Origin of the sequence: Nostoc sp. (assembly GCF_036917575.1) — a bacterium.
Classification (GTDB): domain Bacteria; phylum Cyanobacteriota; class Cyanobacteriia; order Cyanobacteriales; family Nostocaceae; genus Nostoc.
The window spans coordinates 68,661-92,698 of sequence record NZ_JBALDC010000004.1; the positions used below are offsets into that span (position 1 = coordinate 68,661).

Annotated in this window: 20 protein-coding genes and 1 pseudogene; 12 read left to right on the plus strand and 9 right to left on the minus strand. The window is 41.2% G+C overall.

Annotation, left to right across the window (positions count from 1 at the left end; translation table 11 throughout):
• Positions 1-37: 37 nt before the first annotated feature.
• Positions 38-289: a hypothetical protein gene (locus tag V7K79_RS00495; RefSeq protein ID WP_335043674.1), complete on the minus strand. Its 252-nt coding sequence runs from the start codon at positions 287-289 to the stop codon at positions 38-40.
• A gap of 584 nt (positions 290-873) precedes the next feature.
• On the opposite strand from V7K79_RS00495, the gene V7K79_RS00500 reads away from it, so the two are divergent.
• Both V7K79_RS00500 and V7K79_RS00505 read left to right on the plus strand, forming a co-directional pair.
• Positions 874-1,278, plus strand: coding sequence for a VOC family protein (locus tag V7K79_RS00500; RefSeq protein ID WP_335043676.1), 405 nt, complete (start codon positions 874-876; stop codon positions 1,276-1,278).
• Between the two features lie 581 nt (positions 1,279-1,859).
• On the plus strand, positions 1,860-2,774 hold the full coding sequence (locus V7K79_RS00505) for a bestrophin family protein (protein ID WP_335043678.1): 915 nt from the start codon (positions 1,860-1,862) through the stop codon (positions 2,772-2,774).
• A 92-nt stretch (positions 2,775-2,866) separates the two neighbouring features.
• On the opposite strand, the gene V7K79_RS00510 is transcribed toward V7K79_RS00505, so the two are convergent.
• Positions 2,867-3,715 (minus strand): M28 family peptidase, encoded by an 849-nt coding sequence (locus V7K79_RS00510; RefSeq protein ID WP_335043680.1) that lies wholly within the window; start codon positions 3,713-3,715, stop codon positions 2,867-2,869.
• 329 nt (positions 3,716-4,044) lie between these two features.
• Here V7K79_RS00510 and dnaK point away from each other — a divergent pair, with 329 nt between their 5' ends.
• From dnaK to V7K79_RS00530, 4 genes are all read left to right on the plus strand, one after another.
• On the plus strand, positions 4,045-6,126 hold the full coding sequence (dnaK, locus tag V7K79_RS00515; protein ID WP_335043682.1) for a molecular chaperone DnaK: 2,082 nt from the start codon (positions 4,045-4,047) through the stop codon (positions 6,124-6,126).
• Positions 6,127-6,332: 206 nt separating this feature from the next.
• Positions 6,333-7,328 (plus strand): DnaJ C-terminal domain-containing protein, encoded by a 996-nt coding sequence (locus V7K79_RS00520; protein ID WP_335043685.1) that lies wholly within the window; start codon positions 6,333-6,335, stop codon positions 7,326-7,328.
• A 650-nt stretch (positions 7,329-7,978) separates the two neighbouring features.
• The gene (locus V7K79_RS00525; protein WP_335043798.1) at positions 7,979-8,503 is read left to right on the plus strand and encodes a J domain-containing protein; all 525 of its coding nucleotides are present in this window, start codon (positions 7,979-7,981) and stop codon (positions 8,501-8,503) included.
• A 31-nt stretch (positions 8,504-8,534) separates the two neighbouring features.
• Positions 8,535-8,807: a DUF3143 domain-containing protein gene (locus tag V7K79_RS00530; RefSeq protein WP_335043687.1), complete on the plus strand. Its 273-nt coding sequence runs from the start codon at positions 8,535-8,537 to the stop codon at positions 8,805-8,807.
• Positions 8,808-9,136: 329 nt separating this feature from the next.
• Here V7K79_RS00530 and V7K79_RS00535 read toward each other — a convergent pair whose 3' ends face one another.
• A complete protein-coding gene (locus V7K79_RS00535) occupies positions 9,137-9,694 on the minus strand; it encodes a methylmalonic aciduria and homocystinuria type D protein (protein WP_335043689.1) in 558 nt (185 codons plus the stop codon).
• Between the two features lie 337 nt (positions 9,695-10,031).
• Between V7K79_RS00535 and V7K79_RS00540 the strand changes: the two genes are divergently transcribed.
• Positions 10,032-10,298 (plus strand): NIL domain-containing protein, encoded by a 267-nt coding sequence (locus V7K79_RS00540; RefSeq protein ID WP_335043691.1) that lies wholly within the window; start codon positions 10,032-10,034, stop codon positions 10,296-10,298.
• A 285-nt stretch (positions 10,299-10,583) separates the two neighbouring features.
• Here V7K79_RS00540 and V7K79_RS00545 read toward each other — a convergent pair whose 3' ends face one another.
• A complete protein-coding gene (locus V7K79_RS00545; protein ID WP_335043693.1) occupies positions 10,584-12,095 on the minus strand; it encodes a hypothetical protein in 1,512 nt (503 codons plus the stop codon).
• Positions 12,096-12,461: 366 nt separating this feature from the next.
• Here V7K79_RS00545 and V7K79_RS00550 point away from each other — a divergent pair.
• Positions 12,462-12,554, plus strand: a pseudogene (locus V7K79_RS00550) (IS1 family transposase); the annotation flags it as partial.
• Positions 12,555-13,189: 635 nt separating this feature from the next.
• Positions 13,190-13,372 carry a DUF4241 domain-containing protein gene (locus V7K79_RS29885; protein ID WP_442938878.1) on the plus strand — a complete coding sequence of 61 codons (183 nt, stop codon included), beginning with the start codon at positions 13,190-13,192 and terminating at the stop codon, positions 13,370-13,372.
• Between the two features lie 290 nt (positions 13,373-13,662).
• Here the strand turns inward: V7K79_RS29885 and aspS are convergent, their stop codons facing one another.
• Positions 13,663-15,450, minus strand: a complete 1,788-nt coding sequence (aspS, locus tag V7K79_RS00555) for an aspartate--tRNA ligase (RefSeq protein ID WP_335043695.1) — start codon at positions 15,448-15,450, stop codon at positions 13,663-13,665.
• Between the two features lie 265 nt (positions 15,451-15,715).
• On the opposite strand from aspS, the gene V7K79_RS00560 reads away from it, so the two are divergent.
• Positions 15,716-17,179 (plus strand): APC family permease, encoded by a 1,464-nt coding sequence (locus V7K79_RS00560; RefSeq protein ID WP_335043696.1) that lies wholly within the window; start codon positions 15,716-15,718, stop codon positions 17,177-17,179.
• An 87-nt stretch (positions 17,180-17,266) separates the two neighbouring features.
• Here the strand turns inward: V7K79_RS00560 and V7K79_RS00565 are convergent, their stop codons facing one another.
• The 3 genes from V7K79_RS00565 to V7K79_RS00575 form a co-directional block, all read right to left on the minus strand.
• The gene (locus V7K79_RS00565; protein WP_335043698.1) at positions 17,267-17,434 is read right to left on the minus strand and encodes a hypothetical protein; all 168 of its coding nucleotides are present in this window, start codon (positions 17,432-17,434) and stop codon (positions 17,267-17,269) included.
• A gap of 107 nt (positions 17,435-17,541) precedes the next feature.
• A complete protein-coding gene (locus V7K79_RS00570; protein WP_335043700.1) occupies positions 17,542-18,198 on the minus strand; it encodes a hypothetical protein in 657 nt (218 codons plus the stop codon).
• A gap of 146 nt (positions 18,199-18,344) precedes the next feature.
• Positions 18,345-18,611 carry a hypothetical protein gene (locus tag V7K79_RS00575; RefSeq protein WP_335043701.1) on the minus strand — a complete coding sequence of 89 codons (267 nt, stop codon included), beginning with the start codon at positions 18,609-18,611 and terminating at the stop codon, positions 18,345-18,347.
• Between the two features lie 149 nt (positions 18,612-18,760).
• On the opposite strand from V7K79_RS00575, the gene V7K79_RS00580 reads away from it, so the two are divergent.
• Positions 18,761-19,438, plus strand: a complete 678-nt coding sequence (locus V7K79_RS00580; RefSeq protein ID WP_335043704.1) for a response regulator transcription factor — start codon at positions 18,761-18,763, stop codon at positions 19,436-19,438.
• 2 nt (positions 19,439-19,440) lie between these two features.
• Complete coding sequence (locus V7K79_RS00585; protein ID WP_335043705.1) at positions 19,441-20,937, plus strand: ATP-binding protein; 1,497 nt, start codon at positions 19,441-19,443, stop codon at positions 20,935-20,937.
• A gap of 152 nt (positions 20,938-21,089) precedes the next feature.
• Here V7K79_RS00585 and V7K79_RS00590 read toward each other — a convergent pair whose 3' ends face one another.
• Entirely contained in the window at positions 21,090-23,288 is a 2,199-nt protein-coding gene (locus V7K79_RS00590; protein WP_335043706.1) for an Ig-like domain-containing protein, read from the minus strand.
• Positions 23,289-24,038: the final 750 nt, after the last annotated feature.

Consider the following 24,038-nt stretch of genomic DNA (forward strand, 5'->3'; position numbering starts at 1 on the left):
GACTTTTATTATTTAAAATCACACTATCGGCTCAAAATTAGCAACCCAGATAAACTTGTTTATAAGTAAAAAAGCTAATAATAAAGTCTCCTATCTGTAACTTTTGCCATTCTCTATCTTGCTCGTAATGTAATAACATTAATTCAGCTTGCGCTGCCAATATGCATCGCCGTTTTTCTAATGACAATTTCAGAAACTCCCGACAGCTGATACTCTTAGCTTGTACAAGTGTTTCCAAAGCTTGTAGCTGGGGCATATCTTTCTGAGGAGTAGAATTTGAGATTTCCATACTTTCTCAGTAATTTTTATAACAATTCCTAATTTATATTTATTTTACTGTACAGCTACAACATACGTGTTCATAATCAAAATAAAATATTCACTAGAGTCTAGACTAGATTGCTAATTTCAAACTTAAATATTGGAAAAACTCCAGAAGCGTTTGTGACAAATCTGGAGTCAGGAAAGATACGCATTTACCTATACCAAATTTTCACTCTAAGAAAATACTACGTCATCCGGGTATATACTCAAATGTAGATAAAAGTGTTTGAGGATTCTCGTTTACAATTTTTCTCTGTTATAAATAACGCAAAACAGCCCTAGATAAACTGAGGCTGTTTTACGAGAGTTGTTTGGTAGGAGAGATACATCAATAAGTGATGCGTGTTAAATATAGATAATTCACTATACATTCTTATTCAGCCATGTTTTGCCATATCACGATGATTGGGAAAATTTTTATGGCTTTATCCAAAAAGAAACTCCAGATGCACTTAAGGCATTCTGGAGCAGTAACAGGTTTCTAACATCAATCAATTTTTACATCTGCGATCGCCTGATGTCGTTAGGGTATATACTCAAATGTGTTTTATGTCTACTCATCCGCAAATCGACCAACAAATTACCTTCTTTTCTACCTATAATCTCAATGTATCTACAGAATTCTACGAACAAAAGCTAGGATTGGAGTTATGGCTTGACCAAGGAACTTGCCGAATTTATACTGTTAGTGGTTCTGGATACTTAGGATTGTGTCAAGCAAGCGAAAAATTGGCTCCTCCAACCGATAAGCAATCAAGTGTTATTTTTACCCTAGTAACACAGCAGGTGGATGAATGGTTTGAATATCTCAAAAAACGTGGCGTTGAATTTGAAAAGCCACCTACATTAAATGAAAAATATAACATTTACCATTGCTTTTTCCGTGACCCTGATGGTTATTTGATTGAAATTCAACGTTTCGAGACTAGCGACAACAAAAAAGACATAACCTAATAAGTTATGTCTAAATGTTTAATGTACAGGGCAGGATTTTTACAGGTTAGGACTTTTTGATTTACTAAGGTACATGATACTGACTAATGCTGTATGAACATTATCAATAGGAATATACCTTTTCTTTCATAAATTTATCGGGATATAATGTGGAGTTTATGCAACCACCGAAAAAACTTTACATTTTTTTACAATTACTGCTGATGTATCTCTTTTGACTTTTATATAATGTTCATCTAATTGACGTTCAAAAAACTCTCTGTGTCAGTCCCAATTTTAATCAGAATTAATATTCTATCATAAAAGCTAGAATACATTGTTGCCAGTCTATTATGTTCTTGGCAAAAATATTTCTGAAGTATCTATAGCAATCCGATTTGATTTGGAGAATCACTAGTAGAGGTAAGGGACTGGGGACTGGGGACTGGGGACTCTTAAGAAGGAATAAAGGTGTACTGAGTTTTTTTCAAAAATCAAATATGATTCCTATATTTACTAATTATGTTACTTTTATAATGATTATTTTTAAGCTAAAAAGTTCTGACATATCAATTCAATAAATATTTTATTAGGGTGACTACATGATAGCCGAAAGAATCAAATTTTTACGTACAGCATTACAACCTAAAGGTTCAGTGACGAAAGCAATTTTCAAACATATTTTATGGTGTGGAGCTTTCGGATTTTTAATTTCTTTGCTTCACCATTTTGAGAAACCTGTATCCCAACCTATTTTAGGAAGTGTTATTCCTAGTATTGTTTTAGGTTTGTTACTTGTCTTTCGGACAAATACTGCTTATGAGCGATTTTGGGAAGGGAGAAAATGCTGGGGATCTATAGTAAATAACGTCCGAAATCTAGCGCGGCAAATTTGGGTATCAGTTGATGAAATTTCACCAGAAGATAAAAACAAGAAAATTACAGCATTAAATTTATTGGCAGCTTTTGCTGTAACAACTAAATTACATTTGCGAGGAGAGGCTGTCAACAGTGAGTTAGAAGATTTAATGCCATCTACTAAGTATATAAAACTGAAGATTATGAATAATCCCCCCATAGAGGTTGCCTTTTGGATAGGAGATTATTTACAGGAACAGTATAATCGTAATTGCCTTAATAGCTACCAACTAACATCTATGCAAGAATTATTAAATAATCTTGTGGATAATTTAGGTGCTTGCGAACGGATTTTAAAAACGCCTATGCCACTTGCTTATGCTATTCATTTGAAGCAATTACTAATATTATATTGTATTCTGCTACCATTTCAAATAGTAGCGAATCTCGGTTGGTGGACAGGCTTAATTTCTGCTTTGGTTGGGTTCACTGTATTTGGCATCGAAGCCATTGGCTTAGAGATAGAAAATCCCTTTGGTTATGACGCTAACGATTTACCATTAGATGCAATTTGCGAAACAATGAAGCGTAATATTGACGATTTAATAACTTTGACTCCCAATGCGCGATCGCATCAGCAAGATAGTATAAGCAATTGAAAAAAGCTGAGAATCATCAAAATAAATCCCAGTGGCGATCTACTCGGTTTGTGCATAGTATATATATTCTGCAAACATCCTGTATCTGTACCTCACAACCGCCGAATCGCCATCTCTAAACCTTCACATACATTAGTAAGAAAATCTAAATCCAAAGTAGCGATCGCATCACTAGCTTTGTGATAATGGGGATTTCGCAAGAATGCCGTATCTGTCACCATCATTGCTGGATAACCCAAATCCCAGAAAGGTGCATGATCGCTAAGTCTGGTTTGGGGAACTATTAAACCTCGATTCGGCACGGGTAGCCATTGACTAGATACGCCAGCTTTGCGAATATTACGGCTCATCCCAATTAAGTCAGGTAATGTCCGCAAATTACCAATTAAAGCAATAAAATCACCTGTATCTGGGTAGAAGCGTTCCAGAGGAGAAGGGTAACTTTGAGAACCAGGTGTGGAATCCTTATAGCCCAGCATTTCTAAGGAAATCATTAAGCGTAGCTGTTGCTTTTGTTGATGCAACAGAGCTGCATAATCAGTACTACCCAATAAGCCGTATTCTTCCATGTCGAAAGCAACCAGTCTTAAGGGATATCTGATAGGCTTGGCAGCAAACTTTCTCGCCAATTCCAGTAACACCGCCACACCTGTAGCATTATCATCAGCCGCAGCTGTTCCTGGAACGCCATCATAATGAGCGCCAATTAAAATTGGTAGTAAATCCTTTTTTTGCCCTCTTGCTTGGGAGGGTAAATTTAATATCAGGTTATTACAAACTTTGCCTCTGACTTCAAAGGTGTGGATTTCCACACTCCCCCATTGGGAAAATTCCTGGCGGATGTATTCTTGGACAAAAAAATGTCCAGCTGTTGCCATGTAAGGATCGCGTTCTCGCGCTATCTGACTTAGGGAAGTCTGTAATCGCTCTGTTAAATTCAAATCTTTAAAGTAGTAGCAATAATATGAGAATTTTTAGGCACTCAAAAAAGCAGAGCAAACATTACTAAGGTGAATTTAGCAATTTTTTGCAGATACCGTAAACAAAAGTAGGCGGATATCAAGAATTGAGGCTGCTTGGGCACGCCAACCATCTCAATGCTATCCTAGTCTTGCAACTATCTCCCCTAGCTGCACTTCTTAGCTTGCTGCCTTAATGACGAGTATTTGAGTATTATACATTGAGGTGTTTTTATCTTGTAGCACAAAGCTAGAGGTAGTTCCGCCCAATCATAATAAATATATAAGACACTTTAGGAGAAGAGTAACGCATGGGCAAGGTAGTCGGCATCGACTTGGGTACAACCAACTCAGTAGTCGCCGTTATGGAGGGTGGCAAGCCGGTGGTGATTGCCAATGCAGAAGGAATGCGAACAACCCCCTCCGTAGTTGGCTTCAGCAAAGAAGGTGAAAGGGTGGTTGGGCAAATGGCACGGCGACAAACCGTCCTCAATCCCCAAAATACCTTTTTTGCAGTTAAACGCTTCATTGGGCGGAAGTATGGCGAACTTAATGCAGATTCCAAGCGTGTACCCTACACCATCCGCAAAGACGAAGTAGGTAATATTAAAATTGCTTGTCCCCGTCTTAATAAAGATTTCGCCCCAGAAGAAATTTCGGCAATGGTACTGAAAAAATTGGCAGACGATGCTAGCCGCTATTTGGGTGAACCAGTCACAGGGGCAGTGATTACAGTACCAGCTTATTTTAACGATTCTCAGCGGCAGGCAACCCGTGATGCTGGTAGAATTGCTGGCTTAGAGGTGCTACGAATTCTGAATGAACCGACTGCGGCATCTTTGGCTTATGGATTAGATCGGGGTGACACGGAAACTATTTTAGTATTTGATTTAGGTGGTGGCACTTTTGACGTGTCGATTTTAGAAGTAGGCGATGGGATATTTGAAGTCAAGGCTACCAGTGGCGATACGCAACTTGGTGGGAACGACTTTGACAAAATAATAGTAGATTGGTTAGCAGAGCAATTTTTGGAAACAGAAGAGGTAGACTTAAGACGCGATCGCCAAGCTTTGCAACGTCTGATGGAAGCGGCAGAAAAAGCCAAAATTGAGCTTTCTGCTGTCAGCGTCACCGATATTAACTTACCCTTCATCACCGCCACCGAAGATGGCCCCAAACATCTCGAAACTCGTTTAACTCGTTCCCAGTTTGAAGGCTTGTGTGGTGATTTGGTGGGAAGATTGCGGACACCAGTGAAACGAGCGCTCAAAGATGCCGGACTTTCATCTAGAGACATTGAAGAAGTTGTGTTAGTTGGCGGTTCTACACGAATGCCAATAGTGAAGCAGCTAGTACGCGACTTGATTGGCATAGAACCGAACGAAAATGTCAACCCCGATGAAGTCGTGGGAGTAGGTGCAGCAATTCAAGCAGGCATTCTCGCAGGCGAACTCAAAGACGTGCTGCTTTTGGATGTCACCCCCCTTTCTATGGGATTGGAAACCATCGGCGGCGTGATGAAAAAACTTATTCCCCGCAATACTACCATCCCAGTACGCCGTTCTGACATTTTTTCCACGTCTGAAAATAACCAAAATACTGTGGAAATTCACGTAGTTCAGGGCGAACGGGAAATGGCAGCAAACAACAAGTCTTTAGGACGGTTCAAGCTGTATGGTATCCCACCAGCACCACGAGGAATTCCCCAGGTACAGGTATCATTTGATATTGATGCCAATGGTATTTTACAGGTAACAGCCTTAGATAGAACCACTGGGCGAGAGCAAAGTATCACCATTCAAGGCGCTTCCACCTTGAACGAGTCGGAAGTGAATCGAATGATTCAAGACGCTCAAAAATATGCTGATGTTGATCGCGAACGTAAAGAGAGGATAGAAAAGCGGACTCGTTCTGAGGCGTTGATTTTCCAAGCAGAACGACAACTAAGGGAAGTCGCGCTGGAATTTGGTATGCAGTTTGCCCGCAGCCGTCGCCAAAGAATTGATAATATTTGCCGACAACTAAAGGAAAGTCTTCAGGAAAATAGCGATCGCGGTATCGATCAAGCCTACGCCGACTTGCAAGATGCTCTCTATGAGCTAAATCGGGAAGTCCGCCAGACTTATGCTGAAGATGAAGACGATGACTTGCTTGGTACTATCCGTGACATCTTTACTGGCGGTGATAAAGAACGAGAACGCGAATCTCCCAGAGATACATATCGAGAACGCGATTCATACAGTAAAGATTATGGCAAAGATTACGGTAGAGACTATGGCAGAGATTATAACCGCGATAATCGTTCTTCCTCTTATGAAAACCGTCCTCCACGCAAATCCCGCCCTAGCTACCAAGATAACTGGGATGATGAAGAAGACAATGATTGGTCGTAAGTAGAAGGCAGGAGGCAGGAGGCAGGAGGCAGGAGGTAAAAGTTAAGCTGCTCAAAAAGATAATTTCACTGGTTGGCATTTTATGTTTAATTTATGTCTACCTGATTAATACTTCTGATAAGAGTTAAGAGTAGAAGTTAAAAATTAAATCTTTCAACTCTTAACTCTTCAATTAATCTAGAATCTAAAATTTAAATAACTGAACTATGCAAAATTTGCCGAACTTTCGCGATTACTACGAGATTTTAGGAGTATCTAAAGATGTCTCTGCTGAGGAAATTAAAAAGGTTTATCGGCGGCTAGCAAGGCAATATCACCCCGATTTGAATCCGGGTAACAAAGAATCTGAGGAAAAATTTAAGGATATCGGCGAGGCTTATGAAGTTCTTTCCGATCCAGCCAAGCGATCGCAGTACGACCAGTTTAGCCGCTACTGGAAGCAAAAAGACTTTGCGGGTAACCCGAAGACACCAAAGGCTAAAACTTGGCAGAGTAGCGCTAGCGATCGCAATGGCAATCAAGACATAGATCCCAGCCAATTCTCTGATTTTGAAAGCTTTATTAATCAAGTTATCGGTGTCAAAAATAAAAGTGCGGCAAGTAATTCTAATAATGGCAATACTAGCGATCCGTATCGTACCCCCAGAACAAAAGTTGCCTACACCGTTAACACTCCACCTCGGACAACCCGGCGAGATATAGAAGCCAGATTAACGCTTCCACTAGAAAAAGCTTATCAAGGTGGTAATGAACGCATTCGTTTGGAAGATGGGCGATCGCTAGAAGTTAATATGCCTCCAGGCATGGTAACAGGTCAAACCATCCGTTTGCGGAACCAAGGTGTTGGTGGTGGCGATCTATATTTAAAAATTACCGTTGAACCTCATCGATTATTTAAGCTAGAAGGTTTAAATATCGTCTGCCAAGTACCTGTTACTCCTAGCGAAGCAGTTTTAGGAGGACAAATAGAAGCACCTACTCTTGATGGGCCAGTGAAAATGACCACCCCTCCTGGAGTTAGGTCTGGTCAAAAATTTCGACTAGGCAATAAAGGTTATCCTAATGATGCCGGGAAACGTGGCGATCAACTAGTAGAAATTCAAATAGTTACACCAAAAAATATTAGTGAAGAAGAACGGGAGCTTTACGAAAAGTTACGGCAAATTGAAACCTTTAAACCCCGTGCTGATTTAATACGTTAGGCATGAAGTAGTGTATTAATCCATGACTCACATTAGTAATTGAGTACTTAACCTGAGTTTGAGTTAAGAGATCAAGCGATATTGCTATTGCTAGACGCGGTAAGGCAGTACGCGAAGAAGCACTATAACAAGCCATTAACCAAGCTCAGAAAAACTTTGAGTCTGAATGGAAAATTAGCTCAAATAGTTCGATTATCATTGAGCCTACTTATCCATCTAAGGTTGCTGGTTTACAAGTCATCGACTATTACCTGTGGTCTATACAGCGATGCTATGAACGCGACGATGACCAGTTTTTTGTGCCCCTTGCTAAGAAATATAGACTGATTATGGACTTGAACGATAATCGCAACAAACCTTATGGAGAGTGGTATGGCGATCGCAATCCATTAACTCTTGAAAATCTAAAAGGGGCTAGGTCTAAGTAGAATTACTACTCGGACACACGGCATGAAGCCGACGTTCGCCCCTCTAAATACTATTGTACAGTATATAAATACAACCATTCAAGTCCTCACCTATAAAAGGCTTGGGCATGATGCCAGAATCTCATCAGCCATTTTTTCCTCTGTGGAATGGGCAGAGGTTAACAATACTAGAAAAAACTTGATTGCAAGGTGACTCAAACAGATGTGAATCAAAACGGGGCAATGCCACAAAGCACCGAACCAACTTATTACTCCCTGCTAGGACTGCATCCCTGGGCATCGGTAATTGACATTCGTCGCGCTTATCGGCAACTGAGCAAACTCTATCATCCTGATACTACAGACTTGCCGACTGCGATCGCCACTCCCAAATTTCAGCAAATCAACGAAGCTTACGCCACCCTTAGCCATCCAGAACGGCGGTTAAGCTACGATTTAAAAATTGGCTATTCCCGCTTTGGAGTGATTCAACCACCCTCTGATTTAAATCATCCCGTCTCGCATTCGTATAACTGGTCAAAATCAGCTTACCTTGATGCAAGCGATCGCCCCTTATCATCTGGCGAAATCTTTGCTTTATTTATGCTGGTGTTAACATTTGTAGGTTGTCTATTATTAGCAATTGCCATTGGCTTAACTCGTGGCGAGGCTGCTTTCCAAACCGATAAGCTGCAATCAGCTGCATCTGTACAACAGCAGATTACCTATATCTCGCAACTCATTACCTATCTGATAATTAAAAATTAAACAATTCTCTAATCCAAAATCTAAAACTCCTATGCCTCTTCTTCCCTCTGATACTCCCCTATATAATCATCCCCTGCCACAAATTGAGCAGTGGCTAAAAGACCAAGGCTGTCAACAAGACGAAACACAGAGGCATTGCTGGCGTGTGCAACGACCTAATTGGCAAGCTGAATTATGGCTCGATGTTGAACAAATTGTAGTACGATATGTCCAATCTGGGGAAAGTGGACAAGATATTCAACGCTCATTCAAGTATTCTCTTAGTCGCGATGATGTCGAACAAGCTGTGTTTTCTGGGCCATAAGGAAGTGCTAATGAATTAGATACATATCATACATATCTTAAAAATAATTGTAGGTTTGGTAGTACTTGCTCAACTGTTCTCCAGGGACTAAAAGTTTAGCCTAACGGTAGTAAGTAAAATTATCATCAATTTGAAATACCTACCGATAAACCTAAGTTTCACCCAAATAAAAACCAAAAGCGATCATTCCCGGCTTGACTTTGTAGCGTCTACTCATGAGAGGAAGTAACAAGCCACACTATCAGAGGCTTCGACTGTCCTAGCTATTTATTTGGAGATACAAGTGCTGATATGCGTCTTTACAATGCCCAATGACCAATGACTAATAACTAATAATTAATTTCTTTCCACCTATGCATGGATGCTATACCTTTAGTAACCCATTCGATGACAATTGGGGGAGCTTCTGATATCAAAATCCCAGGATAAACTGCTGCACCCCAATCGGGATGAATTAACACACGGCATTGATTTTTAATCACTGGATAGTTGAGCAAAGCTTTGACAACTGCTGTGTCATCGTGAGGAATTACTCCGGGATGGGACAGTAAAGGATAACCTGTACGAGGGTCAATTAAGTCAGTTAAATAGCCGCGATCGCGCAGATTAAATGCTAAATCACAGCCAAATCTCATAAACTTTTCTCGTAAGCGTTCTTTCTCTAACTCTACTTCTGCCGTCTTTTCGACTAACTGATAACGCGATTGCTGTAATACAATCACTACTCGTAAAAATGGCTGCCGTTTCCAATCTGGTAATATCCGTTCGCAATTGGCACAGATATATTGACTGGGAGCATGAATTGAAATTTGAACCGCTTGTCCTGTTTCGCCAACTAAATTAATGGGACAGGCTTGCTCCGAAGTGTAAACTTTGGGATAGTTCACTAAATTGATTCGGCTTATACAAGTTTTTTAATTTCATCTACGGTATAGATGATACCTCTTAAAAGTTAAGAAAAATCATCATTTTCCTATAATATGTTACTTTTTTTTAGAAGCAGTTACTAATAATTTGAGAATTTTAATCCTAATTTTATCCTTTATTAACCTGTTCTCATGGAATTTGCTGCTTGGTCTGTAGGCATTGGCAAAGATGCAGTTCAATAGAATACAAGCAAATCATGGGATATGCTACGATCTACTTAGTACCTATCAGGAAATTACCGTTAGGGTTAAGAGTAGTTCTGTACTAATCCCGATTAGGAATTGAAATCATTCAGATATGACTACTGACAATACACTTACCAAAAAACGGATTCGACTTAGAATTCCTAAAGATTATCATCAGGAACCTGTTATTTCTCGCCTGGTGTCTGACTATGGACTGATTGTGAATATCACAGCAGCGATTTTGGGAGCCAATGCTGTTGGAGATGGTTGGTTTGACCTTGAACTACAAGGAACAGATGCGCAAATTCAAAGCGGATTAACTTATCTTTGCGATTTGAAATTGGAAGTCTGGGATGATACTAAAACAAATGATTGGTAAGGGTTATAGCAACACAAACACTTTACTTGCAGCAGTTTGCAAGCAAATAAAGTATAAAATGTAGAACTCCAAATCAAATATAAACAGTTTCTACCTCTGCCTCCTGGCGACGCTTTCTACAAGACGCTGCGCGTAGCTTACTTCTCTGTAAGAGTACGTGGCTTGCTACCACTGAGCTATCCTGCCTCCTGCCTCCTGCCTCTAAACCCACAAATCCCCGACTTCGTAAATGTCGTGGATCTTGTTTCTCATCAATAATGATTTGGGATTACTATAGTGGTTTGTCTACAAAATAATATACCAAATCCCATTATCATTTTGATGTAAAATACGGTATCTTTCCTCAATAAACTCTAGCATTCTGGGAAAATTTTTGTTGATAGTAGGCTGCTGAATATAATCAATAAAAATATAAGGAGGCTTAGATGAATCTAACTCTTGTAGAAGTTTTGTCCATTGCTCAGGTAGAAAATATTCAAGTGACCAACCACGCATTGATGTTGCCTGAGTCCGATTGGAGAAGTAGTAAATAGATGGATCGCCAGCTACATAAATTTTACCAGGAAGATTTCCTGGTTGGGAGATAAGTTCAGCCTCTGAACGAAAAGATGGATATTTTTCTCTAAAAACAGTCTGATATTTAAATCGTGTATCTTCTGCTAAGGCAAAGTTATTATTAACCAGAACAACACTCTTTTTTAGAAGAGTGTTCGATAAAGGCAAGAAAAATAAAAATATTAGCAGGATTGTAGTAAATGGGGAACTCAATTTTTTTAAAGACTCCCATAAAATATCTAATCCTTTAGTTGCTAAAATACCTAAAGGTACAAACAATAGTAAATAATGGTATTCCCAAAATGCCCCTCGTTGTAAAAAAATTACACCCCAAGCAAAAATACACCAAATTACAAGTAGCAAAGTGAATATATTCTTAGACTTACGCAATGATACATCTACTGCAATAGTAGCGGCTAAAAGTAAAGGGTAAAAACGATTTAAAAACCATTTTATTCCTGCAAAAAACCCACTTGGCTCAAATTGGGAATTAGCAACAATTCGAGGTGGATATAAAAAGAATGTTTGATACAAAATTGGTAAACTATTAAACCAGGCAAAATAGCTAACAATAAATAAAATAGGAAATATAATCCCTATAAAAATTGGAGTGAATATTTCTATAAAAACTTTTTGAATTTGCTCTTGTTTGATTAGCACATAATATATGAAAATAGTTAACCAAAATGAAATTAATATTAGCAAAAGTATTAATTTAAAAATCAGGACAATTCCACCAATAAAACCTGATAGTAAAAGTAGAAAGAATCTTTGCTTTCCTTCATATTTGAAAGATTGATAAGTCAGCCAAAGACAAATGAATAAAGGAAAACTAACCAGTGCTTCTACTTGAGTAAGATGCCAAGGCTGTGAAACAGTATAGTAAACGCCAACCGTTAACAAAGGTACTAGACTTGCAATTATTGGATGCCGAAAATAGCTTTTAAGACTCAATAACAATACTATAGACAGAAACACCATGTAAATAAGTTCAAAGAGATGGATACCAATCTCATTAAAACCAAAGAAAGTTCCCGCTAAAAAGTAAAAGCAAAAAATTCCCGGTTGCTTCACATCCCAAAAATCACGATAGAGTACCTTTCCTTGTTGCATCTCCAAAGCACCTAGCCTAAAAAATGCTTGATCTCCGTCAAATGGAAAAGGCAAATGTATAAGACCAATAATCACAATTGCAATCAAAACCAGAAAGTCAATTTTATTTAATTTACTAATATTAATCATCAAATTTTATAATCAAAAATTAAGCTAATATCCCACACTGATTAATATCCTAACAGTGTAAAGAATAAGGCAATTTTAGGATATGAACTTAAAGTTTAAAGTTTTTGCGATCGCGTCAACTATACTAAGTTAGTACATTAAATCGATAGACTTGCTGTGGTTTGGTAAAAACCGAAATATGATAGGACTTACGCAAAAAACCTCTCTAACTCTTATTCCTCTGTGTTCTCTGCGTTGCGCCAGTTGCTGAGAAAGCCGGAACGCTAAAAGCGAACAGGTCGGGGAACCGCAAGGGCGCACTGGCTTCTCTATGGTTTGATTTTGCGTGACCTGTGCGTAAGTCCTGTATGAAAATTTTTATAAGGGATTGAACGAGTTAAAGGAGTGCATCATACTACTATTATTTATTGGATCAAACAATTGGGAGAGAAACTTCTGGACGTACTGAAAGAAGATGTAACCCACATTCTGCACCCTCAACTGTCACACATCAAGAAAAAGCCGATGGTTAGGCTGTCAGATATGCCAAGCCCTGCCGCATTCAGCTTGAGACAAAGTTTGATTGCAGAACTAGAAAAAATAGTCTTGCACACAAAATTAATGTTGGTTTTTCAGCAACAGCAAACGGCAAAATTACAAAGCGCAAGATAGTGATGTGCCCTTCTATTTAACCTTTCAAAAACATGATTGACAAGCAGATTAATGGTCTTTATGTTAAGAGGTTGTTTGAAAAGTGATTGGCTGTGATTTTAATTGCATAGTTACCCCCCTTAGTCCCCCCTTATAAAGGGGGGAAACAAGAAAAATCCGGTTCCCTCCCCTTTATAAGGGGAGGGTTAGGGAGGGGTAAAAAATACTTGATACATCAATCGTGACTTTTCAAACATCCTCTAAACCTGCTAGTGTTAAGACACATCGTAATTTTGTATAAAAGCTATCGTAGTGCGCAAGGGTATTTACTGTGAATTCTGCTTAACTATCTATATTGATGCAATACCCAGTTTCCTATCTGTCATATCTGTCGTTTCTGCGATCGCTAACTGATCAATACACTATGCATACATTGCTAATCCCAAGAAGAATGCTTGATAGACTTGATTCAAGATGAATTAAGGAAAAATTACAGACTTACATGGAAGTGGGCAAATATTTGTATAGATAAATCTACTCAATTAAATATAATTACCTTTTCATCAAGGTATGGAGATGGTTGTTACCGAACCTACTTTGGATACGACACCGAAGATAAAATTGTTAACATTGTCACTGAGTTTTGAATATTAAAATAATCAAACTTCTCTGTATTGCCGTTGGATTTCTACAAGTATAGCCGTAGTCACATAGGTTAGGACATAATGACAAGCGTCAATGATAGGAATAGTAATAGTTCTACCTCCTGCCTCCTGCCTTCTGCTTCTTGCTATATAACTCCAACCCAAAGAGCGCAAAGGGTTTGTTTTGTTTCCAAAATAACGGGTGATAGAGCGCACCTTGGGTTGGCTTGTTTGGTATCGGCAACGAAACAAACGATATTGCTGTTTATGCCGCCTAATTGGATAAAGTCAAGTTAAGACTTTGGTTTATAAGTCGAAGCAACGTGTAATTCTTTCAACTGTTTAGTATCTACACTCGAAGGCGCATCTGTTAACAAACAACGTGCTTGTTGTGTCTTTGGAAAAGCAATGACATCCCGAATGGATTCTTCTTTAGCTAGCAACATTACCAAACGATCTAAACCGTAAGCAATGCCACCATGCGGCGGTGTACCATATTCAAATGCTTCTAAAAGAAAGCCAAATTTATTTTGTGCTTCTTCAGGAGATAAACCAATCGCTTCAAACACTTGCTGTTGAATTTCTCGCTGATAAATCCGCAGACTTCCGCCGCCAATTTCTACGCCGTTGAGTACTAAGTCGTAAGCTTGGGCGCGTGCAGTTTTCAAGTCGCTCAAATCATCAGGATGTGGTGCTGTAAACGGGTGGTGTAGTGCTTCTAAGCGTTTTTCGTCAGCATTCCACTCAAACATCGGGAAATCTGTAATCCACAGCAAGTTGATTTTTTCTGAATCGATTAAGCCAAATTCTCTCGCGATCGCTTGTCGTAATCTATCTAAAGTTTTATTAACTGTAGCAGCATCACCAGCCCCAAACAATAGCAAATGTCCAGCTTTTGCACCTGTACGGCGCAAAATTTCTTGTTTTTGTTCTTCGCTTAAGTTGTCTTTTATCGCCCCAATAGTATCAATTTCGCCATCATCCCTGACACGGATAAAAGCTAAACCTTTAGCACCGGCTTCGCTGGCTTCTTTAAATAAGTCGCCACCTGGTTTAATACGGACATTAGAAATTACATCGTTCCCGTTGGGAATGGGGAGGATTTTGACGATACCACCATTGGTAACAGTATCCCGAAAGACTTTGAAACTAGAGTCTTTGACGATATTTGAGACATCAACTAATTCCAAACCATAGCGTGTATCTGGTTTATCACTACCGTAACGTTCCATCCCCTCAGCATAATTGAGACGGGGGAAAGGGCGCTGTAACTCAATACCTTTAACTGTTTTGTAGATATGGCAAACTAAATTCTCGTTTAGTTCGATAATTTCTTCTTGGGACATGAAGCTCATTTCCATGTCCAATTGCGTGAATTCTGGTTGTCTGTCCGCGCGTAAATCTTCATCACGAAAGCAACGGGCAATCTGATAATATCTATCTAAACCAGATACCATCAGCAATTGTTTAAATAGTTGGGGTGATTGTGGCAAAGCATACCATTCACCAGGATTGACACGACTGGGTAGAACGTAATCCCGCGCTCCTTCTGGGGTAGAACGGGTAAGAATTGGGGTTTCGACTTCTATAAAACCTTCCAAATCTTCTAAATAACGACGCATGGCTTTGACAATTTGATGACGCAATTGCAAATTTTGCGCCATGCGTTCGCGTCGCAAATCCAAATAACGATATTTTAGCCGTAAGTCTTCCCGTACTGTTTCGGTGTCAGCTACAGAAACTTGGAAAGGTAACTGTTTGCGAACAGCATTGAGTAGTTCAATTTTATCGGCGTAAATTTCTACCTCGCCTGTGGGGATGCGGGTATTCAACGATTCTTCAGGACGTTGTGTTACTCTACCAGTGATTTTGACAACATATTCATTTCGCAGGGCATTTGCATATTCGTAAGAATCTGGGGTGCGTTGCGGATCGCTGACGATTTGGACAGTTCCAGAGCGATCGCGTAAATCTAAAAATATCACACCACCATGATCGCGGCGACGGTCTACCCATCCGTAAAAGGTAACAGTTTCTCCAATATGTTCTTTTCGGAGTTCGCCGCAATAGTGAGTTCGCATAAGTCTTAGTTATTGTTTCCGGGCTAGATTGGCAAGAAAATGTCAAAGCCTTCCCATTATCTAGCATCAATAGTAATTGTAGTAGTTCTGGTGAAAGAAAAAATCAAATAATCTCACACTATATTAGGACTTACGTATTGACAGGTGGTAAAATAATGCGTATTTGAAATTGGTGTCGTCTACTTACAGGGTTCGGACAATAAGTTGCGCTCATTTTTCCATTCATGGATGATAAGCAGTATCAGTAAATAAACCACTCTGGGATATGACACCTGCGACAAATTCTTCAAACGAATCCCCAAAGCTGCAACGCAATACGCTGCAATTGCGCCATGCGATCGTCATGGCAGTTGCTGCGATGTCTCCGGTGGGTGCCATCTTTTTTAATACCATTCCCCAAGCGGGACTCGTCGGTGCAGCAATGCCGTTGTGCTATATCATTGGTTTTGGGGTGGCTCTGCTGGTTGCCCATCAAATCAGCATACTTGCAGCCGAGTTCCCCACAAGTGGCTCATTGTATACCTTTGTGACTCAAGGATTAGGAGTGCGCTGGGGCTTTCTCGCTGGCTGGTTGAGTTTAATTTCCTTTGGTGTAGCTATTGCCTTTGTCTTTCTAGTAATGAGTGCAAATTTTCAAGATTTGTTGCTGCACTGGTTTGGCGTACACCTAAACTGGACATTATGGTATTGCTTGTTCGCTTTGATCGTCGGGGCAGTGTGTTATCGCGGCATTCGCTTCTCGCTGCAATTGGATCTGACACTATTAATGTTTGAACTCGGCGTTTGTCTGTTGCTCGCGCTCATCGTGTTCATCCAAGCTGGTAAAACCGGACAACTGACGCTCGTACCCTTCACATTGACAGGATTACCACAGCAGAGCAACCTGCTTGCCGGTGTCATTTTGTCCATCCTCAGTTTCGTCGGGTTTGAATCCGCAACCACGTTGGGTGAAGAAATTCAAAACCCTCGCCAGTCAATTCCAAAAGCGACGACGATCACCCTAGTCTTAGTCGGCGTGTTCTATATACTGATGTCGTATGTGGCAACGGTGGGATATGGCATTCATAACATGGCAGCCTTTACCCAAGATGCTGCCCCCTTCGATACGATCGCGCGTCATGTTTGGGGGAATGGGTTTGCCTTATTGATTGATTTTGCCGGAATTATGGCTGGATATGCCTGTGCCGTAGCCTTTCTCAACGCTGCGGCTCGGATTGTCTATGCCATAAGTCGAGAAGAACTATTTCCCCGTTGGTTGATGCACATTCATCCTACCTATCACACACCGACAAATGCCATTCTCGCGTTGTGTGGCAGTTCTGCGGTGGGGCTGGGGTTGGGAATGCTGTGGACACCGATTCAGGCGTTTGCCTTTCTGGGTACAGTTTTAACACTCGCTGCTCTAGCGATTTATGGATTGACTAGTTTGGCGTGTTTTCGATATTTCTCGAGAAAACGCCGCGCTCAGTTGGAGCAAAACTCTACGATTCGCTTTGGTTGGTTGCGTTATGTTCTGCTACCTTGGCTCTCGATAATCGTGATTAGTGGTGTTATAGTTGGCACTCTTTATCCCCCTCCACCAGCACCGCTTCACTTAGCGCCAGTTGTCGTCTTGATTTGGATATTCCTGGGCATTGCAGTGTTAAGGTTTCTGCAAATTCGCAAACCTGAAGCTATTCGTCAGGCAGGTAGACTATTTGTCGTTGATGAAACTGAAACCCTCAGTTAGAAAAATGTACTACAGCCTCTTAATAAAAAGTAAAGACTTAGTACAATTTTGCGTAAAAGCGTAACGTTTTTAATGCATCCCGATACATTAATAATGCGGCTGACGCATTAACGTTGTATCGGGATGCAATGGCATTGCAGGGGCACGCATTAACGTTGTATCGGGATGCAATGGCATTGTGGGGACACGCATTAACGTTGTATCGGGATGCAATGGCATTGCAGAGGGACGCATTAACATTGTATTGGGATGCATTGGCATTGCAAGGTATTGCCTTTCTTTAATTCGCTACGAATTAAAGAAAGGCTGTGTATACTACAGGATTAAATTTTGTTAATGCGTAAGTCCTAGATAATATTCAGCTATTTTGGTGGTTGATTAGGACGGTTTTCTTGGGGAGAGGCTCCGCCATCGCCAGGAGGATGAGGTGGAACACCTAATGCGTCGATCAACTGTTGTTCAGTGACACCTAGCTTTGCTGCTGCGGTTTTGAAATCAGGTCTGGGTGGGCGCTGAGTGCGATCGCCTGGATTTGGAGGATTGGCTGGAACCCCCAATGCCGCCTTTAACTGGGCTTCTGTAACTCCTAACTTTGCTGCTGCGCCTTTCAAATCAGGTCGAGGTGGGCGCTGATTGCGATCGCCTGGATTTGGCGGATTGGCTGGAACTCCCAATGCCGCCTTTAACTGGGCTTCTGTAACTCCTAACTTTGCTGCTGCGCCTTTCAAATCAGGTCTGGGTGGGCGCTGATTGCGATCGCCTGGATTTGGCGGATTGGCAGGAACTCCCAATGCCGCCTTTAACTGGGCTTCTGTAACTCCTAACTTTTCTGCTGTGCCTTTCAAATCAGGTCGAGGTGGACGCGGCTGTTCGTTTGATGGTTGGTTGGGCGGTTGTGGCGCTTGTGCAATTCGAGCGAATTGATTAGCGGCATTTGCTTGATTGAGTGAAAGAAAACCAAATGTGCCAACCAGAACAGGAATTGCTGTTGCTACTAGTACTCGACGAATATTCATCATTAAATCTCCAAAGGTTTATATTTCTAATTAAGTCTTCTCAAAATAACAGTTTGCCCTGTTTCTAAATTACAGTTTTGTAATTTAGAAACAACAATACTCTGACGATATCGCTGCTGAGGGCGAGGCGAAATCCAAGGGTGGATTAATTAACGGTTGTTGCGTTCTACACGGTTTTGAACTGCTTCCTGATTATGAGGTTGGGGACGTTGGGGAGAACGCTTTTTATGATGTGGACGGGGTTTAGAATGTCTAATTTGTGGTTTCTTATCAGATTGCCGTTTGTTGGGCTGTTGTGAAATTTCGGGGTTCCGATGAGATGGATTAGCGGCATTTGCCTGATTGGGTGCAACAAAACCAAATGTACCAATCAAAAAAGGAATCGCTACTACGGCTAAGACTCGACGAATATTCATAAAAATCAACTTTCAAAAGCTAAGGTGTTCATATTTCTAATTGAGCCACCTCAAAATTACAGCTTGCTTATTTTCTAAATTACAGTTTTGTAATTTGAACAAAAAATAATGAATTTAGAATAGAAGAATATATAAATTAGTAAAAACTTGTGAACGTTCTGTTTATTGAAGATGAAGCGAAAATTGCTAACTTTGTCCGGGCTGGACTCAAGGAGCAGGGATTTGTTGTAGACTACTGCGATAACGGTGATGACGGATATCTGCGGGCATTAGACAACGAATATGATGCGATTATACTCGACATTATGATGCCGGGAAAAGATGGACTATCGATTCTAAAACTACTACGGCGGCAAGGTCGAAATGCTCCGGTGATTTTGTTGACGGCTCGAAATGAACTAGACGATCGCTTGCAAGGGCTAAATTTGGGAGCGGATGACTATATCGCAAAACCGTTTTTTGTAGAAGAGTTAGCGGCTAGAATTCATGCGGTTGTGCGCCGGAGTGTGAGCGATCGCCAAAATCTACTTTGCGTTGGGCCGATCAAACTCGATCGCATTACCAGGGAAGTCACTTGCAATCGCCAAGCGATAGAACTCACCAGCCGCGAGTTTAATCTTCTGGAATATCTCATGCGTTCTCCCGGACGGGTTTTCACTCGTACCCAAATTTTGGAACACGTTTGGGGCTATGACTTTAACCCTAATACTAACGTTGTGGATGTTTGTATCCAGCGAATTCGTAAAAAGCTTGACCCTCTTGATGAAGCAGTCTGGATTGAAAGCATTCGAGGGGTTGGATATCGATTTCGCAAACCAGATTCTTGATTATGAAACTCCCTTCCTTTCGACTCCGCATTGCTCTATTGTCTGCGGCTCTAGCTGGCAGTACATTAGTCGGATTTGGCGCGGTTTCCTGGTTTCAGATTTACAACGCTAAGATTAGCCGCCTGGATGCAGAACTATTAAATCACTTGATGCGGGCAACTCCGAACTTCCCTCCACCAGAGGAATCTCCCAAAAGAGAAACTTTAGGCGATCGCTCGCGATGGCAGTTTTACGAAGATTCCTTATCTTATGCTTTCGGAACCAATACAAAAACCCCTGTTGCCCTGGTGGTGTTGGATACAAACAACAACATCCTTTATAAATCAAACTCCTTACCTGCCGACCTTGAGGTGAATCGTCTGTTGCTTAAGCGTCTTGAGTTGACACCTCTACCACCGCCCCTGAAGAGAGAACCACCACCTTTACCCTCTAATACAAATCCATCGAACCAGCGCCCACCGCTAATTCGTCCACGTCCGCCTAAATTTGTTACAGAGCAGACAGCAACAGCAGTATGGCGGATTGGGACAGCTAAATTTCCCAATGCTCAGATTGCCATTGCCGTTAGCTTGCAAGCCGTAGATCAAGAAATGGCTATTATTCGCAATATCTTCCTGGTTTCAATTCCGGGAGCGCTGCTACTGGTCGCGGTGGGGGCATGGTTGGTTTCTGGTGGTGCTTTGCGTCCCATCCGGCAATTAACGGGCGTAATTCAACAGGTAACTGTCAAAGGGCTAGACCAGCGAATTCCCATTGGGACAACTGATGTTGAATTTGTCGAACTGATTCAGGTGTTTAACCTAATGCTGTCACGCTTGGAACGTAGTTTTACCCAAGCTTCCCGCTTTAGTGGTGACGCAGCCCATGAACTGAAAACCCCACTAACTATTTTACAAGGCGAACTAGAACGAACACTACAACAGGTCGATCCCGGTAGTGAAGTACAGCAGCGCTTAAGCAACTTGTTAGATGAGGTGCGTCGCCTAAGTGGAATTATGCGGAAACTGTTGTTACTATCTCTAGCAGATGCCGGAAAAATGAGCTTGTATTTGGTTGAAGTGGATATGTCTGAGTTGCTGATGGAGATGCTAGAAGATGTGGAAATGCTAGCTCCCCATTTGACAATGCAAACTGACTTTATTGATGGATTGCGGGTAAAAGGCGATCGCGATCTTTTAATTCAAGTTTTGCAAAACCTATTCAGTAATGCAATCAAATACAATCTCGCCAACGGCTGGATACAAATTCGCACTCATCAAACTCCCACAAATTTCCATGTCACCATTGTCAATGCATCAAAAGATATTCCACTGGGCGAACGCGATCATATTTTTGACCGATTTTATCGCGGCGATCCCTCACGTAACCGCAAGGTAGAAGGAATCGGACTAGGACTGAGCCTAGCACGGGAAATTGCCAGGGCACATCGTGGCGACCTTACTCTTGATTTAACACCTTCTGGTCAAACAGCGTTCACCCTCACCTTACCGATGAAGTAATACCAATTAAAAAAAGAATGCAACACATAGATAATACCCCTTTCCAACCCTGCCCAAAGCATTGGGGAGGGTGTGTGTCAGCGTAGGTGGGGTTATCTGTCATAAACATTTTTTAAATTGGTATTAGATTGAGCGATCGCTCGATACTGATATTATTTTAGTGGACGCAGAAGTGTAATTTTGCCCATGCCCGTCTCTTGACTAAGTTGTGCCACGTAGAGATTTCCATTCGTGGGATTCTCAATCAAATCCAATGGACTTGGATCAAAACCAGTGAAGCCAGTAATACCCGTTTGGGAATTTATGATATCTAAGTTTGCGCCACCTGGTGTTAGTACAATGATGTCTTTCCCTGAACTGAAGCGTGTCACCAGTAGTTTGCCTTGGAGCTGACCGCCTAAAACATGACTACGATATTCAATGATGCCATTAGGTGAAATATGCTCTCCGAAATCGAAAGCAATACCCTTCCAATTCCGGTCAGGTAGAGTACCAATGGGATATTCCTTTATCTGAACTGGATCTTTACCAGCTGTAGGATTTCCTCCACTCAACACCCACTCACAACGCTTCGGATTGGGATGACCGTAATAACCATTTTTAACAACGCGAAACAGAAAATCTAGCTGTGCGCCTAGACTGCTAAGAGCAGGCACAGATGGACTAGTATATGCCCCATTAGTAGCTTGATCAATACGGTTTTGACAGGCAAGAGGTAAGGGGATAGGTGTATTTGGCGTATTGCCACCAGCCGCCGAACCATTTGTTGGTACATACAACTGACCATTGCTATGCCAAACCAGATCGTAGCCATTACGTATACCGCTAGCAAAGATAGTTACAGGTGCTTCCCGATTAAAGGGGTTATAAGTACCTCCATCCTCCGTTTTAACGCTTAAAGGAGGTGAGGTGATTTTGGACAGATCAACTCGTAATACAGCAGCAGTTAACAACTGCTCAGAACGATTACTCCAGACAGTGTTTGGTGCACCTGTACTACTATTACTACCCTGCAACACATACAGCACATTTGGCTCGTTGGTCTTAAACTCAATGCTATTGGTTAGATGATCCCGACTAGACCGTGGTAAATCAACCACATAGTCTTTTACAGTCTCTAGATTGGTACCGCTTAAACGAGTAATTTTACCACTCCACTCCGGTGCATCAACGGTTGCATTCCAGTAGTAGTTATTTGTTACCCAGAGAATCAGGTTGTTAGCATTTGTTGATGAGGGATCGAAGTGCATACCAATGATCGTTCGATTACCACCATTTGCAGTCTGCAATGAAGTAATCGTTTGTGGCTTACCGAGAGTGCCATCAGCATTGATTGGAAAACGCAAAATCTCACCTAGTAAGGTGGCAGCATAGAGTTTATTGTCAGGCCCAATCACTACTGTGGTGTAAGGTTTGACAGGTACATTCGCTAGTAAGACTTGCTCAAAACTAATATTGCTTACTGGTTTTACAAAAGTGCCTGTTGTGAAACTGATGCTATAGGGTAAGAATGCAACACCATTGCTATCTTTAACTTCGTCGGTGATTTGTAACAAATATTTGGTATTGTTCTTGAGACGATTTATCGGAGACACTACAATCACATCTCCGCCACCGGAAGTGTTGTAACTGGTATTGACTTGTGTATTAGTACTGCTATCGATCAGTTTGATGGTTGAGGCGGAAATAGTATTAGCTGCAATCCCACTGTTAGGGAGATTTAGGTCTGCTGTAATCGAGATATCTGGCGATACATTTGTCTGAGCATCAGTGGGATTAGTCGTTCTGATCGAGGGACGATTACCTGGTGCGATCGCAATATAGTTGAGCTTGGTATTTTTACCACCTTTAGCATCAATTGTGAGCTTACCATCGGTAACATTAACAATCCGGGTAATTGCGGCAAATTTTTGGGTTGCTGTTGGTACAAAGCCAGAAATAGCAGCCCTTCCTTCTATATTAATCTGGTGCTTACTACCAACAGTATTACTAGCATCACCGACGCTAACAGTCACATTGTAGGAACCTTTAGATAGAGCGTATTCCCAAGCAGCAGGTATCTTGACTGCTGTTCCCGCATTGTCAAGAGGATATTGCAGATGAATCAGTCTATTTAGTCGTTGATCGATGCCACTTTGGTGGCGATCGCGTGTATTGAGTTCGATATCAAGGGGAGTGGGTGTAGTATTGCCTAAGCTATCTTCACGCACCCAACCAAAGCCTCTAGTATCATTGTAGGCTTGACCGATATCTTTAATATACCCAGATGGTGCAGGAGCGTTATTTGGTTGAAAAGCAATTCCTTGAACAATTGCTAATACCAGTATTTTGGGTTTGATATTGTAAATCATAGTATGCGTTGCCCTTGTGTTCGTAATTGATACGTGAGTAGTCCATTAACATTGGCCAAGTATCTGCAATGATTATTCCTGGCGATTTTTCACTAGCTATAAACGAACCTAATGACCGCAAGTCTTTGGGAACACATTTTTCAAAACTGTATAAAAAGTATTTATTAAATACTTGAAATTACATCAATACTGAACTTTTTTAAGAGAATTATCAGGGAACTTTCTAATTCCTCAACTTGGCACAGTATGATTACTTAAAAAGTAATAAATATTCAAAATTATTACCGGAAATTTTTAATTGCTGCTGGCAGAGTTCATTTTATTTATGCTGTTAATATGCAACTAATATCAGGTTTAATTAAATACAGCAGATTTTAACTTTGTGAAGCAGCGCGGTCTTCTCCCAAAGGGAGAGGCTAGCGCCAAGGCGGTTTCCATGCCACTTGCTTCAACGGGGGGAACCCCCGCAACGCAGTGGCTCCCCATGAGCGACTGCTGTTAGCGCAGCGTTAGCGACGCAGGAGCGTCACCCGCAGCGTGAGTTACAAATAATACCTCACCCGCGTTATTGCGCACCTTCCCCAAAGCATCAGGGAGGGTTGGCGAGGGGTGTATTTCATGTAATTGCAAAACACTGTATTTATAATATCTGTACTTTGGGTAGTCACTGTGTTGGACAGCCGGCGCAGTCTTCTCGCTTGGTGATAGAGCGTGTGGGATTTTCCCACAACTAAGCGGGTAGATTTTGAA

Coding starts and splice junctions, on each gene's coding strand:
- aspS (WP_335043695.1), bottom strand. CDS start 15,450: ATGCGAACTCACTATTGCGGCGAACTCCGAAAAGAACATATTGGAGAA.
- V7K79_RS00520 (WP_335043685.1), top strand. CDS start 6,333: ATGCAAAATTTGCCGAACTTTCGCGATTACTACGAGATTTTAGGAGTA.
- V7K79_RS00565 (WP_335043698.1), bottom strand. CDS start 17,434: ATGCATCCCAATACAATGTTAATGCGTCCCTCTGCAATGCCATTGCAT.
- V7K79_RS00560 (WP_335043696.1), top strand. CDS start 15,716: ATGACACCTGCGACAAATTCTTCAAACGAATCCCCAAAGCTGCAACGC.
- V7K79_RS00545 (WP_335043693.1), bottom strand. CDS start 12,095: ATGATTAATATTAGTAAATTAAATAAAATTGACTTTCTGGTTTTGATT.
- V7K79_RS00585 (WP_335043705.1), top strand. CDS start 19,441: ATGAAACTCCCTTCCTTTCGACTCCGCATTGCTCTATTGTCTGCGGCT.
- V7K79_RS00505 (WP_335043678.1), top strand. CDS start 1,860: ATGATAGCCGAAAGAATCAAATTTTTACGTACAGCATTACAACCTAAA.
- V7K79_RS00530 (WP_335043687.1), top strand. CDS start 8,535: ATGCCTCTTCTTCCCTCTGATACTCCCCTATATAATCATCCCCTGCCA.
- V7K79_RS00570 (WP_335043700.1), bottom strand. CDS start 18,198: ATGATGAATATTCGTCGAGTACTAGTAGCAACAGCAATTCCTGTTCTG.
- V7K79_RS00540 (WP_335043691.1), top strand. CDS start 10,032: ATGACTACTGACAATACACTTACCAAAAAACGGATTCGACTTAGAATT.
- V7K79_RS00495 (WP_335043674.1), bottom strand. CDS start 289: ATGGAAATCTCAAATTCTACTCCTCAGAAAGATATGCCCCAGCTACAA.
- V7K79_RS00500 (WP_335043676.1), top strand. CDS start 874: ATGTCTACTCATCCGCAAATCGACCAACAAATTACCTTCTTTTCTACC.
- dnaK (WP_335043682.1), top strand. CDS start 4,045: ATGGGCAAGGTAGTCGGCATCGACTTGGGTACAACCAACTCAGTAGTC.
- V7K79_RS00525 (WP_335043798.1), top strand. CDS start 7,979: ATGCCACAAAGCACCGAACCAACTTATTACTCCCTGCTAGGACTGCAT.
- V7K79_RS00590 (WP_335043706.1), bottom strand. CDS start 23,288: ATGATTTACAATATCAAACCCAAAATACTGGTATTAGCAATTGTTCAA.
- V7K79_RS00575 (WP_335043701.1), bottom strand. CDS start 18,611: ATGAATATTCGTCGAGTCTTAGCCGTAGTAGCGATTCCTTTTTTGATT.